Annotated in this window: 24 protein-coding genes; 13 read left to right on the forward strand and 11 right to left on the reverse strand. The window is 58.6% G+C overall.

Annotation, left to right across the window (positions count from 1 at the left end; genetic code table 11):
* The first annotated feature begins 221 nt into the window (after positions 1-221).
* Both EJA71_RS06815 and EJA71_RS06820 read left to right on the forward strand, forming a co-directional pair.
* Entirely contained in the window at positions 222-1097 is an 876-nt protein-coding gene (locus EJA71_RS06815) for a Tim44 domain-containing protein (RefSeq protein ID WP_158955395.1), read from the forward strand.
* A 138-nt stretch (positions 1098-1235) separates the two neighbouring features.
* A complete protein-coding gene (locus EJA71_RS06820) occupies positions 1236-1643 on the forward strand; it encodes an SMI1/KNR4 family protein (protein ID WP_008078852.1) in 408 nt (135 codons plus the stop codon).
* Positions 1644-1664: 21 nt separating this feature from the next.
* On the opposite strand, the gene EJA71_RS06825 is transcribed toward EJA71_RS06820, so the two are convergent.
* A complete protein-coding gene (locus EJA71_RS06825) occupies positions 1665-3428 on the reverse strand; it encodes a cation:proton antiporter (protein ID WP_158955396.1) in 1764 nt (587 codons plus the stop codon).
* Positions 3429-3707: 279 nt separating this feature from the next.
* Here EJA71_RS06825 and EJA71_RS06830 point away from each other — a divergent pair, with 279 nt between their 5' ends.
* Entirely contained in the window at positions 3708-4190 is a 483-nt protein-coding gene (locus tag EJA71_RS06830) for an acyl-CoA thioesterase (RefSeq protein ID WP_041073853.1), read from the forward strand.
* A 91-nt stretch (positions 4191-4281) separates the two neighbouring features.
* Here EJA71_RS06830 and pdxY read toward each other — a convergent pair whose 3' ends face one another.
* Positions 4282-5154 (reverse strand): pyridoxal kinase PdxY, encoded by an 873-nt coding sequence (pdxY, locus tag EJA71_RS06835; protein ID WP_158955398.1) that lies wholly within the window; start codon positions 5152-5154, stop codon positions 4282-4284.
* 117 nt (positions 5155-5271) lie between these two features.
* Between pdxY and EJA71_RS06840 the strand changes: the two genes are divergently transcribed.
* A complete protein-coding gene (locus EJA71_RS06840; protein ID WP_026000521.1) occupies positions 5272-5685 on the forward strand; it encodes a DUF3301 domain-containing protein in 414 nt (137 codons plus the stop codon).
* A 3-nt stretch (positions 5686-5688) separates the two neighbouring features.
* Here the strand turns inward: EJA71_RS06840 and EJA71_RS06845 are convergent, their stop codons facing one another.
* On the reverse strand, positions 5689-6663 hold the full coding sequence (locus tag EJA71_RS06845; protein WP_158955400.1) for a GTP-binding protein: 975 nt from the start codon (positions 6661-6663) through the stop codon (positions 5689-5691).
* Between the two features lie 29 nt (positions 6664-6692).
* Here EJA71_RS06845 and EJA71_RS06850 point away from each other — a divergent pair, with 29 nt between their 5' ends.
* Entirely contained in the window at positions 6693-7049 is a 357-nt protein-coding gene (locus EJA71_RS06850; protein WP_158955402.1) for an NADH:ubiquinone oxidoreductase, read from the forward strand.
* 14 nt (positions 7050-7063) lie between these two features.
* Here the strand turns inward: EJA71_RS06850 and EJA71_RS06855 are convergent, their stop codons facing one another.
* A complete protein-coding gene (locus EJA71_RS06855) occupies positions 7064-7708 on the reverse strand; it encodes a DUF1826 domain-containing protein (RefSeq protein WP_158955404.1) in 645 nt (214 codons plus the stop codon).
* Positions 7708-8913 carry a zinc metallochaperone GTPase ZigA gene (gene zigA / locus EJA71_RS06860; protein WP_158955406.1) on the reverse strand — a complete coding sequence of 402 codons (1206 nt, stop codon included), beginning with the start codon at positions 8911-8913 and terminating at the stop codon, positions 7708-7710. Before zigA ends, EJA71_RS06855 begins: the two co-directional genes overlap by 1 nt.
* Positions 8914-9132: 219 nt before the next feature.
* On the opposite strand from zigA, the gene EJA71_RS06865 reads away from it, so the two are divergent.
* Positions 9133-9510 (forward strand): glutamine synthetase, encoded by a 378-nt coding sequence (locus EJA71_RS06865; protein WP_158955408.1) that lies wholly within the window; start codon positions 9133-9135, stop codon positions 9508-9510.
* Here EJA71_RS06865 and EJA71_RS06870 read toward each other — a convergent pair.
* A complete protein-coding gene (locus EJA71_RS06870; protein ID WP_158955410.1) occupies positions 9507-10712 on the reverse strand; it encodes an N-acetylmuramoyl-L-alanine amidase in 1206 nt (401 codons plus the stop codon). The genes EJA71_RS06865 and EJA71_RS06870 overlap by 4 nt on opposite strands.
* Positions 10713-10796: 84 nt before the next feature.
* On the opposite strand from EJA71_RS06870, the gene folE2 reads away from it, so the two are divergent.
* The 6 genes from folE2 to EJA71_RS06900 are packed head-to-tail and all read left to right on the forward strand — an operon-like array spanning position 10797 to position 16003.
* Complete coding sequence (gene folE2, locus EJA71_RS06875; protein WP_158955412.1) at positions 10797-11693, forward strand: GTP cyclohydrolase FolE2; 897 nt, start codon at positions 10797-10799, stop codon at positions 11691-11693.
* Positions 11690-12358: a metal ABC transporter ATP-binding protein gene (locus EJA71_RS06880; RefSeq protein ID WP_158955414.1), complete on the forward strand. Its 669-nt coding sequence runs from the start codon at positions 11690-11692 to the stop codon at positions 12356-12358. The genes folE2 and EJA71_RS06880 overlap by 4 nt, the downstream gene beginning before the upstream one ends.
* Positions 12358-13224, forward strand: coding sequence for a metal ABC transporter permease (locus EJA71_RS06885; RefSeq protein ID WP_158955416.1), 867 nt, complete (start codon positions 12358-12360; stop codon positions 13222-13224). The genes EJA71_RS06880 and EJA71_RS06885 overlap by 1 nt, the downstream gene beginning before the upstream one ends.
* 11 nt (positions 13225-13235) lie before the next feature.
* On the forward strand, positions 13236-14111 hold the full coding sequence (locus EJA71_RS06890; RefSeq protein ID WP_158955418.1) for a metal ABC transporter substrate-binding protein: 876 nt from the start codon (positions 13236-13238) through the stop codon (positions 14109-14111).
* The gene (locus tag EJA71_RS06895; RefSeq protein ID WP_150616936.1) at positions 14108-14668 is read left to right on the forward strand and encodes a DapH/DapD/GlmU-related protein; all 561 of its coding nucleotides are present in this window, start codon (positions 14108-14110) and stop codon (positions 14666-14668) included. The genes EJA71_RS06890 and EJA71_RS06895 overlap by 4 nt, the downstream gene beginning before the upstream one ends.
* Positions 14669-14671: 3 nt before the next feature.
* A complete protein-coding gene (locus EJA71_RS06900; protein WP_158955420.1) occupies positions 14672-16003 on the forward strand; it encodes a dihydroorotase in 1332 nt (443 codons plus the stop codon).
* A gap of 113 nt (positions 16004-16116) precedes the next feature.
* Here EJA71_RS06900 and EJA71_RS06905 read toward each other — a convergent pair whose 3' ends face one another.
* Positions 16117-16635, reverse strand: a complete 519-nt coding sequence (locus EJA71_RS06905; protein WP_158955422.1) for a DUF3617 domain-containing protein — start codon at positions 16633-16635, stop codon at positions 16117-16119.
* A gap of 131 nt (positions 16636-16766) precedes the next feature.
* On the opposite strand from EJA71_RS06905, the gene cls reads away from it, so the two are divergent.
* Positions 16767-18206, forward strand: a complete 1440-nt coding sequence (gene cls, locus EJA71_RS06910) for a cardiolipin synthase (RefSeq protein ID WP_158955424.1) — start codon at positions 16767-16769, stop codon at positions 18204-18206.
* A 32-nt stretch (positions 18207-18238) separates the two neighbouring features.
* Here cls and cfaB read toward each other — a convergent pair whose 3' ends face one another.
* The 4 genes from cfaB to EJA71_RS06930 all read right to left on the reverse strand — a co-directional run bounded on the left by cfaB (position 18239) and on the right by EJA71_RS06930 (position 21449).
* Positions 18239-19426, reverse strand: a complete 1188-nt coding sequence (gene cfaB, locus EJA71_RS06915; RefSeq protein ID WP_158955426.1) for a C17 cyclopropane fatty acid synthase CfaB — start codon at positions 19424-19426, stop codon at positions 18239-18241.
* 84 nt (positions 19427-19510) lie between these two features.
* Positions 19511-20296 carry a DNA-binding domain-containing protein gene (locus EJA71_RS06920; RefSeq protein WP_158955428.1) on the reverse strand — a complete coding sequence of 262 codons (786 nt, stop codon included), beginning with the start codon at positions 20294-20296 and terminating at the stop codon, positions 19511-19513.
* On the reverse strand, positions 20287-21132 hold the full coding sequence (locus tag EJA71_RS06925; RefSeq protein ID WP_158955430.1) for a DUF692 domain-containing protein: 846 nt from the start codon (positions 21130-21132) through the stop codon (positions 20287-20289). The genes EJA71_RS06920 and EJA71_RS06925 overlap by 10 nt, the downstream gene beginning before the upstream one ends.
* A 65-nt stretch (positions 21133-21197) precedes the next feature.
* Positions 21198-21449: a hypothetical protein gene (locus EJA71_RS06930; protein WP_158955432.1), complete on the reverse strand. Its 252-nt coding sequence runs from the start codon at positions 21447-21449 to the stop codon at positions 21198-21200.
* Positions 21450-21489 lie beyond the last annotated feature (40 nt).

Below are 21489 nucleotides of genomic sequence, written 5' to 3' on the forward strand. Positions count from 1 at the left end.
CCGACTTCGCGAGCAGGTGAAGGCCTTCAGGGTTCGTGGCTCTGAGCTACGAATCTCTCTGAACCAATCTCCTTTTCCTACAGCCAAAAGTACATACGCTGATTGCCTCGCGAAGCTGAACGCAACCTGTCAGGCAAAAGCCCGAAACACTCTCTCGCTAGCCAGTAACACTTCAGCTGTGCAACATGGCGCGCGTGTCTCCACAAATGGGAATTCCCTTTATGAAACGTTTTCTTAGCATCGCCATGGCGTTGTGCATCGGCCTGACGATGAGCCTCGACGCCAACGCCAAGCGCTTTGGTGGTGGCAAAAGCGCCGGCGCTGCGCCGTCGCACCAGACCAGCCAGATGGCTCCTTCCTCTCCAGGCGTGGGCGGCGCAGCAGCGACCGCGGGTGCTGCCGGTGCCGCAGGCGCTGCGGCCAAGGCCGGCGGTGCTTCGAAATGGCTCGGCCCTCTGGCCGGTATCGCCGCCGGTGGTCTGCTCGCTTCCATGTTCATGGGCGGCGGCTTCCAGGGCATGCAGATCTTCGACATCCTGATCATGGCCGTGATCGCGTTCGTGATCTTCCGCTTCATCGCCGCACGTCGACGCAAGCAGCAGGAGCAGTTCGCTCCGGCCGGCGCGCCAATGCAGCGTGAAGTGTTCGAGCAGAAGCCTGCTGCCATGGGTTCGATTTTCGGTGGTTCGGCTGCGCCTGCTGCCGCTCGTCCGGTGATCAACGCCCCAGCGTGGTTCAACGAACAGAACTTCCTTGAAGCCGCACGCAGCCACTTCCAGGCGCTGCAGCAGCACTGGGACGCCAACGAAATGGACAAGATCGCCGAGTTCGTGACCCCGCAAATGCTTGAGTTCCTCAAGCGTGAGCGTGCGGATCTGGGCGACGCATTCCAGTCGACCTACATCGATAACCTCCAGGTTCAACTGGATGGCGTGGATGACCGTGCCGACAAGACCATCGCCACCCTGACCTTCAACGGTGTGTCGAAGTCCTCGCGCTTCGATCAAGGCGAAGTGTTCAGCGAAAGCTGGAACATGGAACGTCCGCAGGGCGAGAATCAGCCTTGGCTGGTCGCCGGTATCCGCCAGAACGGCTGATCCCTTCGCACGGTTCACTTGCTGTAATAAAAACCCCAGCCTCGGCTGGGGTTTTCTATTTCGCGGTTGCATCTATAGCGAGCTACTGTATAAACCGGCCCATATAAACCGCGCCATTCAAGCAAGAGGATCCCGGACGTGGAAGAAATCATCGAACAACTGCGTGAAGCCAACGAACCCGTGCCGGTTCCTTTGGAATTGCCTGACGAAGACCAGCTGGTGGAAGTCGAAGAAGAACTCTTCATCAATATCCCGTTCGTCTTCAAAGAATTTTTGCTGACCGTCAGCGACGTGGTGTACGGCAGCCTGGAGCCGGTGACCGTTACCGATCCGCAATCGCACACCTATCTGCCGGACGTTGCAGCCAATGCCTGGGACATCGGCGTACCGCGTGACCTGATCCCGATTTGCCAGGACGGTGAGAACTACTACTGCGTCGAGGAAGACGGCACCGTGGTGCTGTGGTCCGGCGAAGAAGAGCTGATCACCGAAGAGTCCTGGGAATCGGTGTGGCACTGGGCGCGGGACGTCTGGCTGGAAAGCTGATCGGCCAAACGCCCCGGCAGGTCAATGCCCCGACGACTCCTTGTGGTTGTCGAGGGTTTCCAGCAGCGCCACCTGCATCCGCGTGTGCACGCGGATGAACCAGCGCCAGAGCAGCGCCGCCACGGCGGCCGCCACCACGGCGATCAGCACCAGCAACTTGTTGGTAGGCAGAATACTGGCCGACAAGGCTGCCAACAGCAGGAAAATCACCAGCAGCGAGAGAATCGGGATCACCTCGGAGATCACCCGGCGCACTCGCTGCGTGTGCCGCCCGGCCATTTCCGGCTTCACGCCCATCTCTGCCAGCAGCATCGACAGCGCCTTGAGCTTGCGATAGGCCGCTATCAAAAACGGCAGTGACAGCAGCAACGCCCCGCCCCAGATCAACGCCTTCTGCCAGCTCGGATCGCTGATCCAGTCCTGCAGCCACAGTGAAATGCGCTCGGCGAAATACGCCCCGGCGAAGAAGATTGCAATCACCAGCGCCAGATTGACGCCGACCTGCAACAGGATCTTGCGGATGATCGACGCCAACATCGCACCCTCGCCTTGCGGCTGAATGCTGCGCAGCCATTCGCCGTACATGCCGAGCACGCGACCGAGAGGCTTGGGCACTGCCGCAGACAACTTGATCGACAGTGGATCCGCCGCACGAATCAGATAGGGCGTCAGCAGTGTGGTGATCACCGACACCGCCACGGCGACCGGATAAAGGAAGTTACTGGTGACCTGCAGGGTCATGCCCAGCGCGGCGATGATGAAGGAAAATTCGCCAATCTGTGACAGGCCCATCCCCACGCGCAGTGAGGTGCGTCCGTCATTGCCGGCGATAAACGCCCCGAGGCCGCAGGACAACATCTTGCCGAGTACCACGGCGACGGTGATCACCGCGATCGGCCACGCGTACTCGAGAAGGATCAGCGGGTCGAGCATCAGGCCGATGGCGACGAAGAAAATCGCGCTGAACAAGTCGCGAACCGGCTCAATCAGACGTTCGATCTTTAGCAATTGCCGCGACTCGGCCATGATTGCGCCGATCAGGAACGCGCCGAGCACCATGCTGTATTCAAGCTTGACCACCAGCAGGCAGAAGCCGAAACACAGCCCCAGCACGGTGATCAACAGCATCTCGTTGCTTTCGAATTTGGCCACGTAAGCCAGCAGACGCGGCACCAGCAGAATGCCGATGACCAGCGCGACGATCATGAACAGCGAGAGTTTGCCGACTGTGGAAAACACTTCACCGGAGCTGACCGTACCGCTGACCGCGATGCTCGATAGCAGCGCGATGATGCCGATGCCAAGGATGTCTTCGACGATCAGCACGCCGAAGATCAGCTGCGCGAAGCGCTCGTTCTTCATCTTCAGGTCATTGAGCGCCTTGACGATGATGGTGGTCGAGGAGATCGCCAGAATCGCGCCGAGGAACAACGAGTCCATGGTGTTCCAGTCGAACCAGCGGCCGATTTCGTAGCCGATCCAGATCATCAGAACGATCTCGAGGAACGCCGCGATAAACGCTGTCGCGCCGACCTTGAACAGCTTGCGCAGGCTGAACTCGAGCCCAAGGCAGAACATCAGGAAAATCACCCCCAGCTCGGCAAGGGTCTTGATGGTTTCTTCGTCGTGGATCAGGCCGAACGGCGGCGTGTGCGGGCCGATGATGAAACCGGCGACGATATAGCCAAGCACCACCGGTTGCTTGAAGCGGTGGAACAACACGGTCACCACACCTGCGACCAACATGATCACTGCCAGGTCCTGAATAAAACTGATGGCATGCATGGCGTGGGCTCCTTGAATGACGAGGCTCGCGAGCAGACGTCTGAAAAGTCTGTGCGAGCGAGGTAAAAATCCGCTTTTCGTGTGGGAATTGCCCTTGGCGAGGGCTTTTGCAGGTTAACACCGCGACTTCCGCCTGAAAGGCGGTGCAATATATGGAAACAGATCGATCCCGGCGTGACGGCGGCCAGTCGCCCGGCGTCCCGATAACGGTGCTTTTGAAAAGCGACCAGGCACCCGCAGAGGTGCTTCCAGAAATCAGCCTTGATCCGTGAGAACGTTATGGAACCCGGAAACGCCCAGCTGTCGATGACGGTACTGATGACCCCCGACATGGCCAACTTCTCTGGCAATGTCCACGGCGGCACCCTACTCAAATACCTCGACGAAGTGGCTTACGCCTGTGCGAGCCGTTATGCCGGCCGCTATGTGGTGACCCTGTCGGTGGATCAGGTGATTTTCCGCGAGCCGATTCATGTCGGCGAACTGGTGACTTTCCTCGCCTCGGTCAATTACACCGGCAACACGTCGATGGAAGTCGGCATCAAAGTGGTGACCGAGAACATCCGCGAACGCTCGGTGCGCCACACCAACAGCTGCTTCTTTACCATGGTCGCAGTGGATGACCAGCGCAAACCGGCCCCCGTGCCGCCGCTGCAACCGCAGAACAGCGAAGACAAACGCCGTTACATGCAGGCGCAGCAGCGCCGGCAGATTCGCCAGGAGCTGGAAAAGCGCTATCAGGAAATCAAGGGCGACGCCTGAGATCAAAAGCAAAAGATCGCAGCCTTCGGCAGCTCCTACAGGTTTGATATTCCCATGTAGGAGCTGCGATCTTTTTTGAACGATAACGCGATTACAGACTGATCGCCGTCGCCTCGAACTTCACCCGCGGATGCGCAATCCGATCCTGCGCTCGCACCAGTTGCAGCTCATAACTGGCGCACGCCTGAGTCTCCAGCAGCACTTCATGCACCGCCGCCGCCGTGAATTCGAACGCCGCCACCAGGCTATCGCCCAACAGCACCCGCGCCAGGAACAGGCCGGACGTCAGATCGCCAACACCCACTGGCTGACGCGGAAACGCCAGCAGCGGGCGACGCAGATGCCAGCTACCGTCGGCTGTCACCAGCAACATCTCGAAGCCATCGGCCGGTTTGCCCGGATAATCCACATGTTTGACCAGCACGGCTTTTGGCCCGCGTGCCAGTAACGCTCGCGCCATCGCCAGGCAATCGAACAGCGACTGCGGCTTACGACCCGAGAAGCTGTCCAGCTCCAATTGGTTCGGGCACATGATGTCGGCCACGGCCGCCGCTTCTTCCAGGAGGAAATCGCTGACCTCGGTCGGGACGCTGCAGCCCTTCTCCGGGTGGCCCATCACCGGATCACACAAATACAAAGCCTTTGGGTTGGCCGACTTGATGCGCTCGACACCACTGAGAATCGCCCGGCCCTGCGCCGCACTGCCGAGATAACCGGACAGCACCGCATCGCAGTTGCCCAGCTCGCCAATCGCCGCAATGCCTTCGACCAGTTCGGGGATCTGCTGGGGCGCCAGCACTTCGCCGGCCCACTGCCCGTACTGGGTGTGGTTGGAAAACTGCACGGTGTTAAGCGGCCAGACATTGACCCCGACCCGCTGCATCGGAAAAACCGCCGCGCTGTTGCCGGCGTGGCCGAACACGACGTGGGACTGAATGGCGAGCAGATGAGGCGTACGTTTCATTCGGGTCATTCCGTAAAACGATTGAAATTCAAGCCGCGCAGTATGCGACGAAACGCAGCCTGTACGACAGACCGGCGACGCAGTTAAGCTGACGCTATCTTTTGGAGTTTGATGTTGATGCTGACCCTCGAAAACATCTTTGTGCTGATCCTGTTCGCCGCTGCCGGCGCGTGGCTATGGCACAACCACGGCCTGCGCGAGCGGGCGCTGGAACGGGTTAAACAGCATTGTCTGAACGTGCGGGTCGAGTTGCTCGACGGCAACGTTGCACTGAAGAAGATCGGTTTCATCAAAGACGCCAACGGTCGCCGGCGCTTGGCGCGGGTGTACAACTTCGAATTCACCGTGACCGGCGAAACCCGGCATAACGGCACCATCACCCAGTTTGGTGCGCACAGTGCGCAGATCGAGCTGGCGCCCTACCCGGCCCCATTTGACGATACGCCGCCGGTGGTTGAAGTGCACAAGCCGCGCGCCGAAGTCATTGAGCTGAGCCAGTGGCGGCAGGAACATACGAAGTGGAAGCCCTAAAGATCAAAAGATCGCAGCCTCCCGACACTCCGACAAACTCCGCTGCAACGCCTCAACATCCTGCGCCTCGCCGAAGATCAGCTCGATCCGCGAATCCCTTCGCCACTCACTTACCTGCCAAATCAGCTCGGCGTTATCCAAAGCATTCGCAGACACCCAGCCCTGCGCGCAGTGGATAACCAGTTTCGCCCGCTGCCAATTGAGGCTGGCGAGCCAGTCAGCAATGCGTTGCTTGTTGAATATCTGCCCCGGATGCCAACGCCAGCCAATGCTCCAGCCTCCCTCCTGCGCCTGACTCAAGCAAATCGGCAGCGTCGGATCACTCCAGATGGCCGGTATTTCCCCCAATCCCTTGGGTACGACCAGGTTATCCACACCGCTGACCGCTTGTGCAGCCAGGCCCGGCAGTTCGCTCAAGGGCATTTGCGCTTGCTGCGTCCAGATCAACGGAACTGGCGGCAAGAGGCTGGCGATTTTTCCCCGGGCCGGGTCATCCAGGTTTTCAGCCTTGTTCAACAGCAACAGGCCAGCGCTTTCTAACGCTTCTTGCTGCGCTACCGGCAACGCTTTCCCCGCCTGAAGCGCCTGAGCATCCAGCACCAACACACAAGGCTGCACCGCCAGCACACCCAGCCATGGCGCCTCATTCAATTGCTTGAGCAATTGCGCCGGATGCCCCAGCCCGGACGGTTCAATGAACAACCGATCAGGCCTTGCCTTGCGCAACAAACGCCCCAGGCCGATCTGAAACGGCGCGCCATTGACGCAACACAGGCAACCACCGGCCACTTCGCCCAGTGCGATACCATCGGCGTCACTCGTCAGCAGTGCGGCGTCGAGGCCGATCTGGCCAAACTCGTTGATCAACACCGCCCAGCGCTCACCAACTGGCCGCTGCGCGATGAGCTGTCGAATCAGGCTGGTCTTGCCGGCGCCCAAAGGGCCAGCAATGACATGGGTAGGAATGTTCTGCAACATGGCCGAGAGTTTTCTTGGGAGATTCAAAGATGCGTGGGTTGGGATGGTCGTTGCTGTTGATGCTGCTGTCGAGCGAAGTGTGGGCCCAGGCTTGCGTGGTGCACAGCCAAGGCGAGCGGCTCGACGTCAAGGTCTGTCAGCAGAACCGCAATATTCCACAGAAACTGTTCAACGACGGCTTCTGCCAGCCAACGCTGGCCGGGCAGAAAGTCGAGGTGCAATACGTCGATGAGTGCCCCAGCGGTGCGTTTGGCGTGTGCAGCAACGCGCAAGTCGCCAATATGCCTTATCGCCAGGACATCCACTATTACGGCGTGGCCACGGATGCGGCTTATTTGAAGCCGTATTGCGAAGGCCAGAGCCAGGGGGCGTGGCTCAAGCCTTGAGGCATCTTGGGGCGCTAGCCTAGCCAGTCGAGGGTGAGTATCAATCGACGCTCGCCAGCAGCCGGTTGTGGCGAGCGGTGAATCAGGCCGAAACCTTCATTGCCGAGCCATTTCTCGCCTTTCAATAGCGCGACTTCACCGCTGTTGAGTTGCTGGATTTTTGCTTGGGGCTCGGCGTTGGCCTGTCCCAGTTGCGTCCTGTCCATTGCGCCTTCCTTGAGCCACTGGCTGCCGACTCCGGCGTACGTGGTGATCAGGCGGATCGGCACGTGATCGACGTGAAACCGCGGGCACATGGCTTTATCCAGAACCCGCAGGCGCAGACCGATGCGTTTGGCGCCCAGCAAGCAGGCGAAGGCGCTGACCAGCCATTTCAGGTCGGCGATGAAGCCCTCGTACCCTTCCAGATCACGGAAGCCTGATGCCAGTCCGGCGAGATCAGGCTCTGCGTCTTCGTTCGGCAACTCCAGACACAACGATTCCGCCAACGGCTCGTTGAGCGACAGAAGTAACTGGGCGAATTCGCTGATGTGTAGAGGCAGTTGCCGCTCCCAAACGGCAAGGTTGGTGTCGTCTTGAAGAATTCGCGTCAGCGCTTTGGGTGACGGGCCTTGATACTGGTGGCGTGTGCGGTTTTGCTGAAGTTTAAGGGCGAGCATCACGCAGCCTCTTCATGCCAAGGACCGAATGGATCCGGCAGCGATCGCCAGCCCTCGACACCGAGGGCCATTTCCTCATCAGTCAGCAGACAGGTATCCAGTTCGGCAGAAAGCTGTAGGAAATCGATGTTCTGACCGATGAAAACCAGTTCCTGACGGCAATCTCCTACGCTGGGCGTCCAGTTTTCCATGATCGCGGCGGTGCTTTCTTCATCCTGCGGCCACTGGTTCTTCGGCACGAAACGCCACCAGCGTCCGGCGAATCCGTGGCGCATCAAACCGCCGGCCTGCGACCAACTACCGGCATCTGAGGGCTTACTGGCCAGCCAGAAGAAACCTTTGGAGCGCAGCAGTTTGCCGTTCAACCATGGACGATCAATGAAGCTGAAGAAGCGTTGCGGGTGAAAGGGCCGGCGCGCGCGGTACGCCGTGGATGCGATGCCGTATTCGTCGGTTTCCGATATGTGCTCTCCGCGTAGCTCCTGCAACCAGCCCGGTGCTTGCGCGGCCTTCTCGAAGTCGAAACGACCGGTATTGAGAATCTTCTCCAGCGGCACCTCGCCCATCACCATCGGAATGATTTCGGCTTGGGCGTTGAGGCGTTTGAGGATGGCGATCAATTCCTCACGCTCGGGCTGGCTGATCAGGTCGATCTTGCTGATCAACAGCACGTCGGCGAACTCGATCTGTTCTATCAACAGGTCGGTGATGGAGCGCTCGTCTTCCTCGCCCAGCATTTCGCCACGGGTAGCGAGGCTTTCTGCGGCTTGGTAGTCCGGAAGGAAATTCACACCGTCGACGACCGTGACCATGGTGTCGAGACGCGCAATATCGGAAAGGCTTTGGCCATGTTCATCGCGGAAGGTGAAGGTTTCTGCGACGGGCAGCGGTTCGGATATCCCGGTGGACTCGATGAGTAGATAGTCGAAGCGATCCTCACGGGCAAGCTTGCTGACTTCTTCCAGCAAGTCTTCGCGTAACGTACAGCAGATACAGCCGTTGCTCATCTCGACGATTTTTTCTTCTGCGCGGTTCAGGCTGACATCGCGCTGAACTTCGCTGCCATCGATATTGATCTCACTCATATCATTGACGATGACCGCTACACGAAGTCCCTTTCGGTTACGTAGTACGTAATTCAAAAGTGTACTTTTTCCGGCGCCTAAAAATCCTGAAAGTACGGTGACGGGCAATTCGGCTGACATTGGATAATCCTCATAAGAAGCAGCCGATTGGCGCTTTTACTAGCGCTTGGCGTTTATGCGCTTCTCACGAGGGTTCGCTGAAGGATAACGCTGGAAATCGGCCCGCTCAGGCTTGGCTAATATTTATGTTATAGTATAACAACATAAATAAACCAGCCCTCCGCTTGTCCTGAGCGACAAACCGCAGGAAGCTGAGCCAACGTCAATCCGGAAATCGTCATGAATACTGCGCTGAAATGCTCTTCGTTCGGCCTCGGCTTATTGATGTTCGGCAACGCATGGGCGCAGATACCGGCAATCGCGACCTGCACCCGTAGCGCCAACCTGCTCGCGTGCATCGACGCCGATGGCAATGCCTACAGCGTCAACACCGTCGGCAATACCCTTTACCTGCGCGGATTTGAAAAGAATGGCCAGCGCTATTGGGCGCAAACCAACAGCCGTTTTGGTCAACTAACGTTCTTCACGGGCATCGCCTCCGATGGTGAGGCCTGGGTGGGCTATACCCGACGCGTCGGCTGGACAACCATCAACCGTTTTTCAAGCTCGGGCGGCAGCAGTGCAAAGTTCACCTGCAGCCGCATTACCGGATGTTAAACCCGCGCTTTCTGTTGCTCCTGTTGCCACGCCAGATAGCTGCCGATCGGTGGATTTTTTTCGAAATAGCGCTGCAGACCTTCGAACAGGCCGTTTGCCACGGCTTGTTGATGCCGCGCGGTGACCAGTCGCTGACTGTCGCGCGCGTTGGAAATAAAGCCGGTTTCCACCAGTATTGACGGCACGTCAGGCGACTTCAGCACTGCGAATCCAGCTTGCTCCACGCGTTTTTGATGCAGCGTGGTAATGGCAGCCAGACTGCCAAGCACCGTGCTGCCAAGCTGCAAACTCGCAGCGATTGTCGCGTTCATCGACATATCGAGAATCACCCCGGCCAGCATCGGATCTTTATCCTTGAGATTGAGCAGGCTGGTAGCGCCGAGCAGATCGGCGCCGTTTTCTCGCTGCGCCATAAAGCGCGCCGTCGCCGAGGTCGCACCACCTTCAGACAGGCAGTACACCGAGGCTCCCGAAGCCGTGAGCCGTGGCGCCGCATCGGCATGCACCGAGATGAACATGTCCGCTTTATGCCGACGGGCAATCTCCACACGCTTACGCAAAGGGACAAAAAAATCGTCATTGCGCACCAGTTTCACGTCGAATCCTTTCTCTTTTTTCAGACGCTTGGCGAGTAGCTGAGCAATGGAAAGCACCACATCTTTTTCTCGTTCACCCTTGGCGCCGACTGCGCCCGGATCCTTTCCGCCATGTCCTGGATCGACGACTACGATGATGTCGCGCTTGGGGTGAGTATCGATTTGGGGTGTTTCACGTGGAACCATTGGGTCAGCCTGTGCCGATTTTTCGTTGACCAGATCCAGAACCAATCGATGACTTTGGCCATCCTGCGGCGCCAAAAGGAAGCTGTTCACCAGTACGGGGTTGCGCAAATCGAGCACAATCCGCGTATTTCCCTGCCCAAAAGTCCCGGACCGAATCGCACGAATCACCGTGCCATTCAATGCCAAATGAGTGAAATCGCCGCTCAAGCTCGTACCGGACACATCAATAATCAACTGCTCTGGAGCGCTGAGGGTGAAGGTTTTGTAATGCACTGGCCCAGTTAGATCCAACACCAGTCGGAGCTTTTCATCTGAGCGCCAAACTCGTGCGCTGCGAATTTGCGTGGCGGCGGAAGCACTGAAGGGAAGAGCAAAAGCCGCGCTGGCCAGAATCAGATTGAGCAGATGACGTCTGTGCATATGAAAACCTGTTCATGAAAAAGGCATCGTGATTTGAATTGTTATAATGTAACATTCAATTCATTCAACACGATGGTCCCCAACATGAATTCGCTGACACTTCCGGATATCGCCTCGCAGTCCGCTCGCCAAGCCCTGACACTTGAATGGGTAGGCATGCATGGCATTGCCTTGCCTGTTTTGTTGGAAGGCCAACGTCTGACCGCCAAGGTTGATGCGGGGGTGAGTCTTGATGACGGCGAGGCGCGGGGCATTCATATGTCGCGACTTTATCTGGCATTGGAAGCGCTCGAACAGGAGAGCCTTTCCCCTGCTCTACTGCACCAGGTACTCAAACGTTTTCTGGATAGCCACCAAGGCTTATCCAACTGCGCTTACCTGAATATCCATACCGATCTGCTGCTGAAAAGACCGGCGTTGATCAGTCCATTGGCGGGTTGGAAATCCTACCCCGCGACCATTTCAGCGAGCCTGAAAAACCAGATGTTCCACGTGGAACTCAAGATTGAGGTGCCCTACTCCTCAACTTGCCCGTGTTCCGCGGCCTTGGCGCGGCAGTTGATCCAGCAACAATTCGTCGACGACTTCGTCAACAAAGCCCTTCATCACGCAGATGTTCTTGCCTGGCTCGGCTCGACCCAAGGCATCGTGGCTACGCCTCACAGCCAACGCAGCACCGCCCAATTGCATTTACACCTGGACGCATTCATCGATGAATTGCCGCTGAGCGTAATCATCAATGATGCCGAAGCGGCTCTCGGCACCGCCGTGCAGACCGCTGTGAAACGTGCGGATGAGCAAGCCTTCGCCCTCGCCAACGGGCAGAACTTGATGTTCTGCGAGGACGCTGCCCGCCGGTTGAATCTCGCACTTCGCAGAACGCCCGGCATTAATCAGTTCCACCTACGCGTGATCCACGCCGAAAGTCTGCATGCCCATGACGCCGTCGCCGAAAGCCAATGGCAGCGTGAGCAAGCATGATTCGCTGCCAATCCCTGAGTTGGGGCGCACCCGGCCAACCGCTGACAGCGCCGCTAAATCTGGAATTAGAAAGCGGTAGCCTCACGGCAATCATCGGTGCCAATGGCTGTGGCAAAAGCAGCCTTTTGAAAGTCATTGCAGGGCTGCAAAAACCTTTGGCAGGCAGAGTCAGTCTGAGTGTGCCACGCCAAAGCGGATTGTCATTCCTGCCCCAGCAACAGCACCTCGACCGCCAGTTCCCTATCAGCCTCGAAGAACTGATCGCCGCCGGTTTCTGGGGACGCCGACTCTCAACCCAACTTCGTGCACAACGCCTCAACGACGCACTGGAGAATTGGCATCTGAGTGGCCTCGACCGACGGCCACTCATGGCCCTCTCCGGCGGAGAATTACAACGCGCCCTGCTCGCTCGCTTGAGTCTGACCGACGCCCCCGTCCTGCTTTTAGACGAACCCCATGCCGCCCTTGATGAACTTGGCCAGCAACTGCTTTGGCAACACATCCACGCTTGGCACAACGAAGGCCGAACACTCGTCGTCGTCTGCCACGACCTCGCCGCCGTTCGCCAACACATCCCGCAAACCTTGCTGATTAAAAACCGCGAGTGCGTGTACGGCGCCAGCGTTGAACTGATCCAGCAAACCCCTCACACGCAGGTGGCCTGATGCTCGCCATCACCCACTTGTGGCAGCCGTTCAACGAATTCGTGTTCATGCGCCGTGCCCTGCTGGGTGGGCTGGTGTTGGCCTGCAGCACCGCGCCTTTGGGGGTGTTTTTGATCCTGCGAAGAATGAGCCTGATCGGTGACGCAGTGGCCCACGGCATCCTCCCGGGCGCTGCATTGGGATTCTGGTTCGCTGGCCTGAGTCTCCCCGCACTGACACTCGGCGGTCTCGGCGCCGGCCTGAGCATGGCCGGTCTTGCTGCCTGGATTACCCGCCGCACCGGTCTTCGCGAAGACGCCAGCCTTGCCGCGATCTACCCGATCTCCCTCGCCAGTGGTGTGCTGATTCTCGGCATCGCCGGCAAACGCCTCGACCTTCTTCATCTTCTGTTCGGCTCGGCATTGGCTGTCGACGGCCCAACCCTCACCGGCATGTTGTGGGTCTCGGGATTCAGCCTGATCGCCATGGCACTGATCTACAAACCACTGCTACTGGACACCCTCGACCCACTGTTCCTGCGAACCGTCAGCCGACTCGGCCCACTTGCCCACGGCGTATTCCTGACTTTGGTGGTGCTCAATCTGGTGATCGGTTTCCAGGCCATCGGCGCGCTGATGGTCGTCGGCCTGATGATGCTCCCCGCCGCCGCCTCACGATTCTGGAGCCGCCGGTTACCGATCCTGATTGGCATCGCGGCCGCCATCGGCTGCCTCTCGGTCTGGCTCGGTTTGTTGCTGTCGTTCTACTACTCGCTGCCAAGCGGCCCAGCCATCGTGCTGGTCGCAGGCGTCGGCTATCTGCTGTCGGTGGTGTTCGGGCCGGTTCACGGTTTGTTACGCCGCCCGCCTTTGCTCACATCCCAATGAGGTGTTTCCCGATGCGCGCTCTCCTCGTGCTGTTCAGCTTGCTGCTGTCGATGTCATTGTCGGCGGCGGAAAAATTACCGGTGGTCACCAGCTTCAGCATCCTCGCCGACATGGTGCATCAAGTCGGCGGTGAGCATATCCAGCTCACCAACATGGTTGGCCCGGACGCCGACGCACACACCTACGAGCCGACACCGGACGATGCCAAAGCGCTGCTTGGCGCAAAGTTGATCATCAAGAACGGTCTCGGTTTCGAGCCGTGGCTGGATCGACTGGTGACCAGCACCGAGACCAAAGCCACCGTCATCAGTGCGAGTCATGGCGTGATTCCGCGCTCGCTGGATGAGGACGGCGAGACCGTTCCCGACCCGCACGCCTGGCACAATCTGGCGAACGCCGAGTTGTACGTGGCGAATATCACCAAGGCACTGGTTGCTGCCGACCCGGCAAACAAAGCCGACTACGAGCGCAACAGCAAAACCTATCTGAAGCAGATTTACGCCCTGCTCGCCGAAGCGAAAACCAAACTCGGTTCGTTGCCACCGGGCAATCGCAAGATCGTCACCAGCCACGATGCCTTCGGCTACCTCGGTCAGGCCTACGGGATCGACTTCATGGCACCGCAGGGTTTGTCCACCGAACGTGAACCGTCGGCCGCCGAAGTCGCAGCGCTGATCACGCAGATTCGCCAGGCCAAGGTCAGAGCGGTATTCATGGAAAACATCAAGGATGCGCGTCTGCTCAAACAGATTGCCGATGAAAGCGGCGCACACATCGGCGGCACGCTGTACTCGGATGCCCTCGCCACGAGTGGTCCGGCCAGCACTTTCACTGGCCTGTTCGAATACAACCTCAACACCCTTTATGACGCTCTGAGCCGACCATGATCCGCAAGAATCCTTCAGGCGATTTACCGCAAATCGCCGAGTCGGCCTACGTCGATAAAACCGCGATCATCTGCGGCAAAGTGGTAATCGGTGAGAACGTCTTCGTCGGCCCCTATGCGGTGATCCGCGCCGATGAAGTAGATGCCTCGGGCGAAATGGAGCCGATCACCATTGGCGCCAATTCGAACATCCAGGACGGCGTGGTGATTCACTCCAAATCCGGCGCGGCAGTCACCATTGGCGAATTCACGTCCATCGCGCACCGCTCGATCGTGCATGGCCCGTGCGTGGTAGGTGACCGCGTATTCATCGGCTTCAACAGCGTGTTGTTCAACTGCGTGGTCGGTGACGGCTGCGTGGTGCGGCACAACTCGGTGGTCGATGGCCGGGATTTGCCCGACGCGTTTTACGTGCCCTCCACCACCCGCATCGGCCCGAACACCGATCTGTCGCAATTCCCGCCGGTGAGTGTCAGCGCCTCGGAGTTTTCCGAAGACGTGGCGCGCACCAATGTCGACCTGGTGCGTGGCTACAAAGCCTTGCAGAACGAGTTCTGAACCATGAGCAGCGTGCTGATTCGCAACGCGAGGCTGGTCAATGAAGGGCTCGAATTCGACGCTGATCTATTGGTCAGTAACGGGCGCATCGTCAAAATCGCGCGCAACATTGAAGGTGAAAACGCCACGATAGAAATCGACGCCAACGGCCAATGGTTACTGCCGGGGATGATCGATGACCAGGTGCATTTTCGTGAGCCGGGTGCGCCGGCCAAGGGAAGCATTCACACCGAGTCGCGCGCGGCAGTTGCCGGCGGCATCGCCAGTTTCATGGACATGCCCAACACCAATCCGGCCACCCTCACCCTCGAAGCCCTGGCGGATAAAAAGCGTCGGGCGGCGATCGGTTCGGTGGCCAATTACGGCTTTCACTTTGGTGTGAGCCAAGACAATCTCGACACGGTGGGCGCGCTCAATCCGTGCGAAGTGGCTGGGGTGAAAGTGTTCATGGGCGCCTCGACCGGCAACATACTGGTGGACGATCCGCAGATCCTCGAGCGACTGTTTGCCGAGGTGCCGACAATCCTGTTGGCCCACTGCGAACACACGCCGAGCATCGACGCTAACGCTGCCAATCTGCGCGAGCTGTTCGGCGATCGTATTCCGCCCGCCGCTCACCCACTCATCCGCAATGCCGAGGCGTGTTATCGATCCTCTTCACTGGCGGTTGAACTGGCGAAACGTCACGGCACACGCCTGCATGTTTTGCACCTGACCACCGCGCGAGAGTTGGCGTTGTTCGAGGACAAACCGCTAGCGCAAAAATGCATCACCGCTGAAGTCTGCCTGCACCATTTGCTGTTTGATGACCGCGATTATCCGAACCTCGGCAACCTGATCAAATGCAATCCGGCGATCAAAACCCAAGCTGATCGCGACGCTTTGCGCGAAGCGTTAAACGGCAATCGGCTGGATGTCATCGGCAGCGATCACGCGCCGCATACCTGGAAAGAAAAGCAGCGTCCTTATTCGCAGGCACCTTCGGGGTTGCCACTGGTGCAGCATGCATTGCCGGCGTTGATGGAGCTGGTTGCAGACAGTGTTCTACCGATCACAACGCTGGTGGCAAAGACGAGCCATCGCGTCGCAGATCTGTTTGCGATTCCTGATCGTGGGTATTTGCGTGAAGGGTATTGGGCGGATCTGGTATTGGTTGAGCCGCGGACAATGGAGGTGAGTCGGCAGCCGATTCTGTCGCAGTGCGGATGGACGCCGCTTGCCGGGCGTAGCTTTCGGCATCGGGTGAGTACGACAATTGTCTCGGGGCAGATTGCCTGGCGGGAGGGTCGGGTGAATGAGGGATGTCGCGGGCTGGCGCTACGATTTATGCGCTGATTCAAAAACCCTGTAGGAGCTGGCGAGTGCAACGAGGCTGCGATCTTTTGATCTTGTTTTTTACAATCAAGATCAAAAGATCGCAGCGTGCTGCAGCTCCTACAGGCGATGTTTTAGGCGCGAGGTTTAACGGCGCCGCAGTCTTGGCCGAGCCAGACAGCGCGGGTTTCCAGACTGCCCTTCTGGTTGATCCCGATTGCGTTGAACGTGCCGTTGGCCACGGTGGTGAACTCGCGGTCACTGAGGAAAGTCGCCACGCCGGTGCCTTGCGCTTTCGGGCAACTGAAGCGGAATTTCCACTGGTTGCCGGTGCGCTCGGTAATCTGCTGTTTGCAGCCCGATTGCGGATCGGCCAGCGGTATATCGTTGGTCGCCACCTGTTCAGGCGTCAGGCAGGCACGGATGCCCTTGCCACCGATATTGATGCCGTTTTTCTCCAGCGCTGCGCGCTGTTGCGGAGTCATCTGCCCTTGCAACTGACCGAGGATCGATTGCACATCCATCGGCTGGTCATCGACCTTGACGTTGCTCGATGTCATTTCCCACAGCCCCGGCTGCAGCATCTGCGCTTGCGCAATCACCGGCAATGCCAAACCCAGGCCCAGCGCCAAACTCAGCAGACGAACGTTCATCGAAAAACTCCTGATCAGTAGTGGCCGTTAGACGTCGGCCGGTTGCTTCGGTTCATGCCCCAATTAAATAGCGACATTCGCGACAGAACATGGTCTGTTAAGCATTGAATCTTCCGGAGCAAGGCTGCCCCATGGATTATTTTGGACCGCATATTTTCGGTTATCTGATTGCCCTGATACACACCCTCGGCTTGATCGCCGCCGTGCATGCGGTGCTCACCGTACGCACGGCACAAGGCTCGATCGCCTGGGCATTGTCGCTGATCTTCATTCCTTACCTCACGCTAATTCCGTACCTGGTGTTTGGCCGCAGTACCTTCGATGGTTATATCAAGTCGCGCCGCCAGGCCAACGAACAAATGCGCCAGGCCATCTCTGAACTGAACTGGCGCCCTTGGGTAGAAGAAGCCTTGGCCGCGCGCGCTTCGAACGCTTATGCGTCGTTGCGCGCGATGCCCAAACTGGGCCGCATGCCCTGCCTGGCCAACAACGAAGTGCAACTGCTGGTGAACGGCACCGCCACGTTCGAGGCGATTTTCCATGCCATCGATCAGGCGAATCAAGCGGTGTTGATCCAGTTCTTCATCATCCACGATGACCGCCTCGGCCAGCGTCTGCGCGATCTGCTGCTGAAGAAAGCCGCCGAAGGCGTGACCATTCACCTGCTCTACGATCGCATTGGCAGTCATGCCCTGCCCCACAGCTATGTGCAGGCGCTGCGTGATGGCGGTGTCGAGGTCAAAGCTTTCGCCACCCGCAGCGGCTGGCTCAACCGCTTTCAGGTCAACTTTCGTAACCACCGCAAGATTGTCGTGGTTGATGGCGTGGTCGGGTTTGTCGGCGGGCACAACGTCGGCGACGAATACATGGGCGAGAAACCACCGCTCGCACCGTGGCGCGATACTCACATCAAGGTGCGCGGCCCGGTCGTGGCGTGCATGCAGGAATCCTTTGCCGAAGACTGGTTCTGGGTGGCCCGCACGCTGCCGCCATTGATTCTGCCGGACGAGTACCCGGAAGACGGCGTGCTCTGCCAGTTGCTCGCCAGCGGCCCGGCTGACGCCTACGAAACCTGTTCGTTGTTCTTCGTCGAAGCGATCCATGCGGCCACCGAACGCGTATGGATCACCAGCCCCTATTTCATCCCCGATGAAGCTGTGTTCGCCGCACTGCGGCTGGCGGTGCTGCGCGGCGTCGATGTGCGTTTGCTGCTGCCGTCGCGACCCGATCACCGCATCGTCTATGCCGCTTCCAGTCTTTACGCGTTTGAAGCGGTGCGCGCGGGCGTGCGGGTGTTCCGCTATGAGCCCGGTTTCCTGCATCAGAAAGTGGTGTTGATCGACAGCGAAATCAGCGCCGTCGGCAGCGCCAATCTGGACAACCGTTCATTCCGTTTGAATTTCGAAGTAATGCTGCTCACCGTCGACAGCGACTTTGCTGCCAGTGTGGAACAGATGCTCAATGAGGATTTCGAGCAAGCCTATGAAGTGGCCAAAGAAGAAAGCCGGGAGATCCACCGCCTGCAACAAGTCGGCATGCGGATCGCCCGGCTGATTTCTCCGATTCTCTGAACTGCTCCCGCGATTGGGGGCTTCAGTACGAATCAAGGGTTATAGATGTCGTCGCGGGTCCACGGCAGTTCATGGCTGCCATCCGGATGCGCTTTCACCGCCAGGATCTGATGCAGATTGATCCAGCCGCGTGCGAACGCATAAGCGCAGCCGGCCAGGTATAAGCGCCAAATGCGCAGCGCTTGATCCGGCACCAGTTTGCCCGCCGCTTCAAGGTTGTCCTCCAACCGCTCGCTCCAGTGATCCAGCGTGCGTGCGTAATGCAGGCGCAGACTTTCGACGTCGACAATCTCCAGCCCAGCTTCGCTGATCTCAGCCGAGATCATCGACAGGTGCGGCAACTCGCCGTTGGGGAACACGTATTTCTCGATGAAATCCCCGGCACCGCGTCCCACCGGACGGCCATCGGTGTGCTTGGCGGTGATGCCGTGGTTCATCACCAGACCGCCCTCCTTCACCGCGCCGAACAGGGTTTTGCAGTACTCGGCCAGATTGGCGTGGCCGACGTGTTCGAACATGCCGACGCTGACCACCTTGTCGAAGCGTCCGTCCTGGGGCAGATCACGGTAGTCGAGCAGTTGCAGTTCGATCTGGTCTTCCAGGCCCTCGGCTTTGACTCGCTCGCGCGCCAGCTCCAGTTGTTCCTTGCTCAGGGTGATACCGAAGACCTTCGCACCAAACTCTCGCGCGGCATACCGCGCCAGACCGCCCCAACCACAACCGACATCCAGCAAATAGTCGCCCGGCTGCAGACGCAGCTTGCGGCACAAATGACGGAATTTGGCTTGTTGCGCCTGCTCCAGGGTTTCGCTGCCCGTTTCGAAATACGCGCAGGAATACGCCATGTCGCTGTCCAGCCAGAGCTGGTAGAACGCATTGGAAAGGTCGTAATGGTAGGAGATGGCTTTGGCGTCGGTTTCCTTGTCGTGCAAGGCCCGCACCGGCTGATTGTCGTCATCGTCACCGAGCAAGGCGTTGCTCAATTCGTCGCAAACCCGGATGACCTCGCTGATCGAGCCCTCCAGTTCCAGCTTGCCTTCAACGAATGCCGCTCCGAGCGCATCGAGGCTTGGATGGGTGAACTGGGTGACCATCTGCGGGTCCTTGACCACGATGGTGACGCTGGGCGTCGGCCCCAGATTGAACTCATGGCCGTCCCAGAGTCGCAGGCGAAGCGGAAGCTGCAGATTCTGTAAGGCCGGTGGAAGTTGCGCGAGCATGGAAAATCCCCCTTGTTTCAGACGTCAGATCTGAGGGTAGACCATCCTAGAAAAATAGCAGGCTATCGATTTGATTAGCCGAATCTATCGTTGCAGACGCTCCAACAAGCCTTCCTGAACCCACTGTTTCAACCACGTAACAGCCTGCAGTGGCGCGTCCTCACCACAAATGACTGCTAACTCAGCGCACAGTTCGGAGAAATTCCAGCCATCATTCAACAACCCATTCAACGCATTCGCCTCAGCGCTTTCCAGACTGCGGTAGTTGCACACCAACTCGTTACGCGAGATCACCCAGACCTGGGATGTTTCGAGTGCCACGCTGTGCGGGAAATCCGCTTCGTCCTTTACCGCGCGCCAGATCGCGACGCTGTTGAATTCGCACGCCAGCCATTGCAGCGAAGGCGTCGGTTTGAACTGCAAGGTCGGCCACTCTTCCGGCGCCAGTGTCGCCATGGCATTGATCGTCAGCGGCGCGCCGGCCGGGGAATCAAACGCCAGGGTGAATGCCCACTCCAGCGCGGCCAGTTCAGCCAACGGCGCACTTTGCTCGGGCACCAGTTGCTCGCGGATAAATGCTTCAAAACCTTTGCCCAGCCAACGCAGGCTGTAATGCGCCGACGGGTATTGGCGGATATACGCGGTTGCGAGCAGATCGAATTCTTCATCGCCCATCCAATAATGAATGGCCGGGAAATCGTGGGTCAGCACCTCCAGCAAACGCGCCGCGTAAGCGTTGTGATAAATCGCCAAGCCCGTACCGACGTCGAGTGTCGGCCCACCGATCAGGCTGCCGGCCAAGGCGCTATCCGCCGACGCGGCATCAAGCAGAAACGCTTCGAACGCCAGTTGCCATTCCTTCAAGCGCATTGCTGTCTCCCGGCCAGAACCGTATCACTCAACTCGCGGGCCTTGTGCAGTTCGGCGAGCAGTTCTTCGAACGGCGGGAAGTGATCATCGCGCTCCAGCAACGTCGCCACCGGGCCGATGTGTTCCAGCGTGCGCTGATACAGCGCCCAGACCGGATCGCTCACCGGATGGTCGTGGGTGTCGATGACGTAATCGCCGTAATCGTTGTGTCCGGCCAGATGCAGTTGACGCACTTTTTCTGTCGGCAAACCTTGAATGAACGCCCACGGATCGAAGCCGTGATTGCGCGAACTGACGTAGACATTATTAACGTCGAGCAACAACTCGCAGCCGCTCTCCCGGCTCAGGGCCGCGAGAAATTCCCATTCAGTGAACTCGTCCGACGCGGCGCGCACATAGCTGGAGACGTTCTCCAACACCAGTGGCCGCTGCAACACATCCTGAACCTGGGCCACACGGCCGGCGATGTATTCGAGGCTTTCTGAGGTATAGGGAAGCGGCAACAAGTCGTGCAACTGATGTGCGTTGCCACGGCTCCAGCACAGGTGATCGGAGACCCATGCCGGTTTGACCCGATCGGCCAGTTGCTTGAGTTGTTTGAGATAGTCCGGATCGAGGGCATGCGGCCCACCGATGGACAAGGACACGCCATGCATAACCAGCGGATAGCGCTCGGCGATGGCGTCCAGGTAATACAGAGCCTTGCCGCCCTGCACCATGAAATTTTCCGAGACCACTTCGAACCAGTCCACATCGGGCGACTGTTCGAGGATCTGCTGATAATAAGCGCTGCGCAGTCCCAGACCGTAGCCGAGGAAAGCATGAGAAACAGGCATGGGCGACCTCCTGATAAAAAGTGGCCGCAGTGGCGTCAACCACTGCGGCGGCACTTGCCGGTCAGTTACTCGCCGACCTTGCCACCTGCTTTTTCGCAAGCCGCTTGAGTCATCGCCTTGAAGCCCTGGCCTTTGCAGGAGCCCATGCCTTTGCAGGCGTGGTCTTTGGTTTTGCAGTCGTTCTGGCCTTTGCAGCCATTCACGCCATAACAGTGAACATTGGCATCGGCAGCCATCGCGTTGGTGGCAACACCGGCAAACATCGTGGCGGCGGCCAACGCGAGAGCGGCACCAGCAGCAGCGGATTTGATGGTCATTTTTCTTATCCTCGGTAATCGTCAGGGGTGTCGGCTGAAA

Origin of the sequence: Pseudomonas sp. PB106 (assembly GCF_009764645.1) — a bacterium.
In the GTDB taxonomy this organism is placed as follows: Bacteria; Pseudomonadota; Gammaproteobacteria; order Pseudomonadales; family Pseudomonadaceae; genus Aquipseudomonas.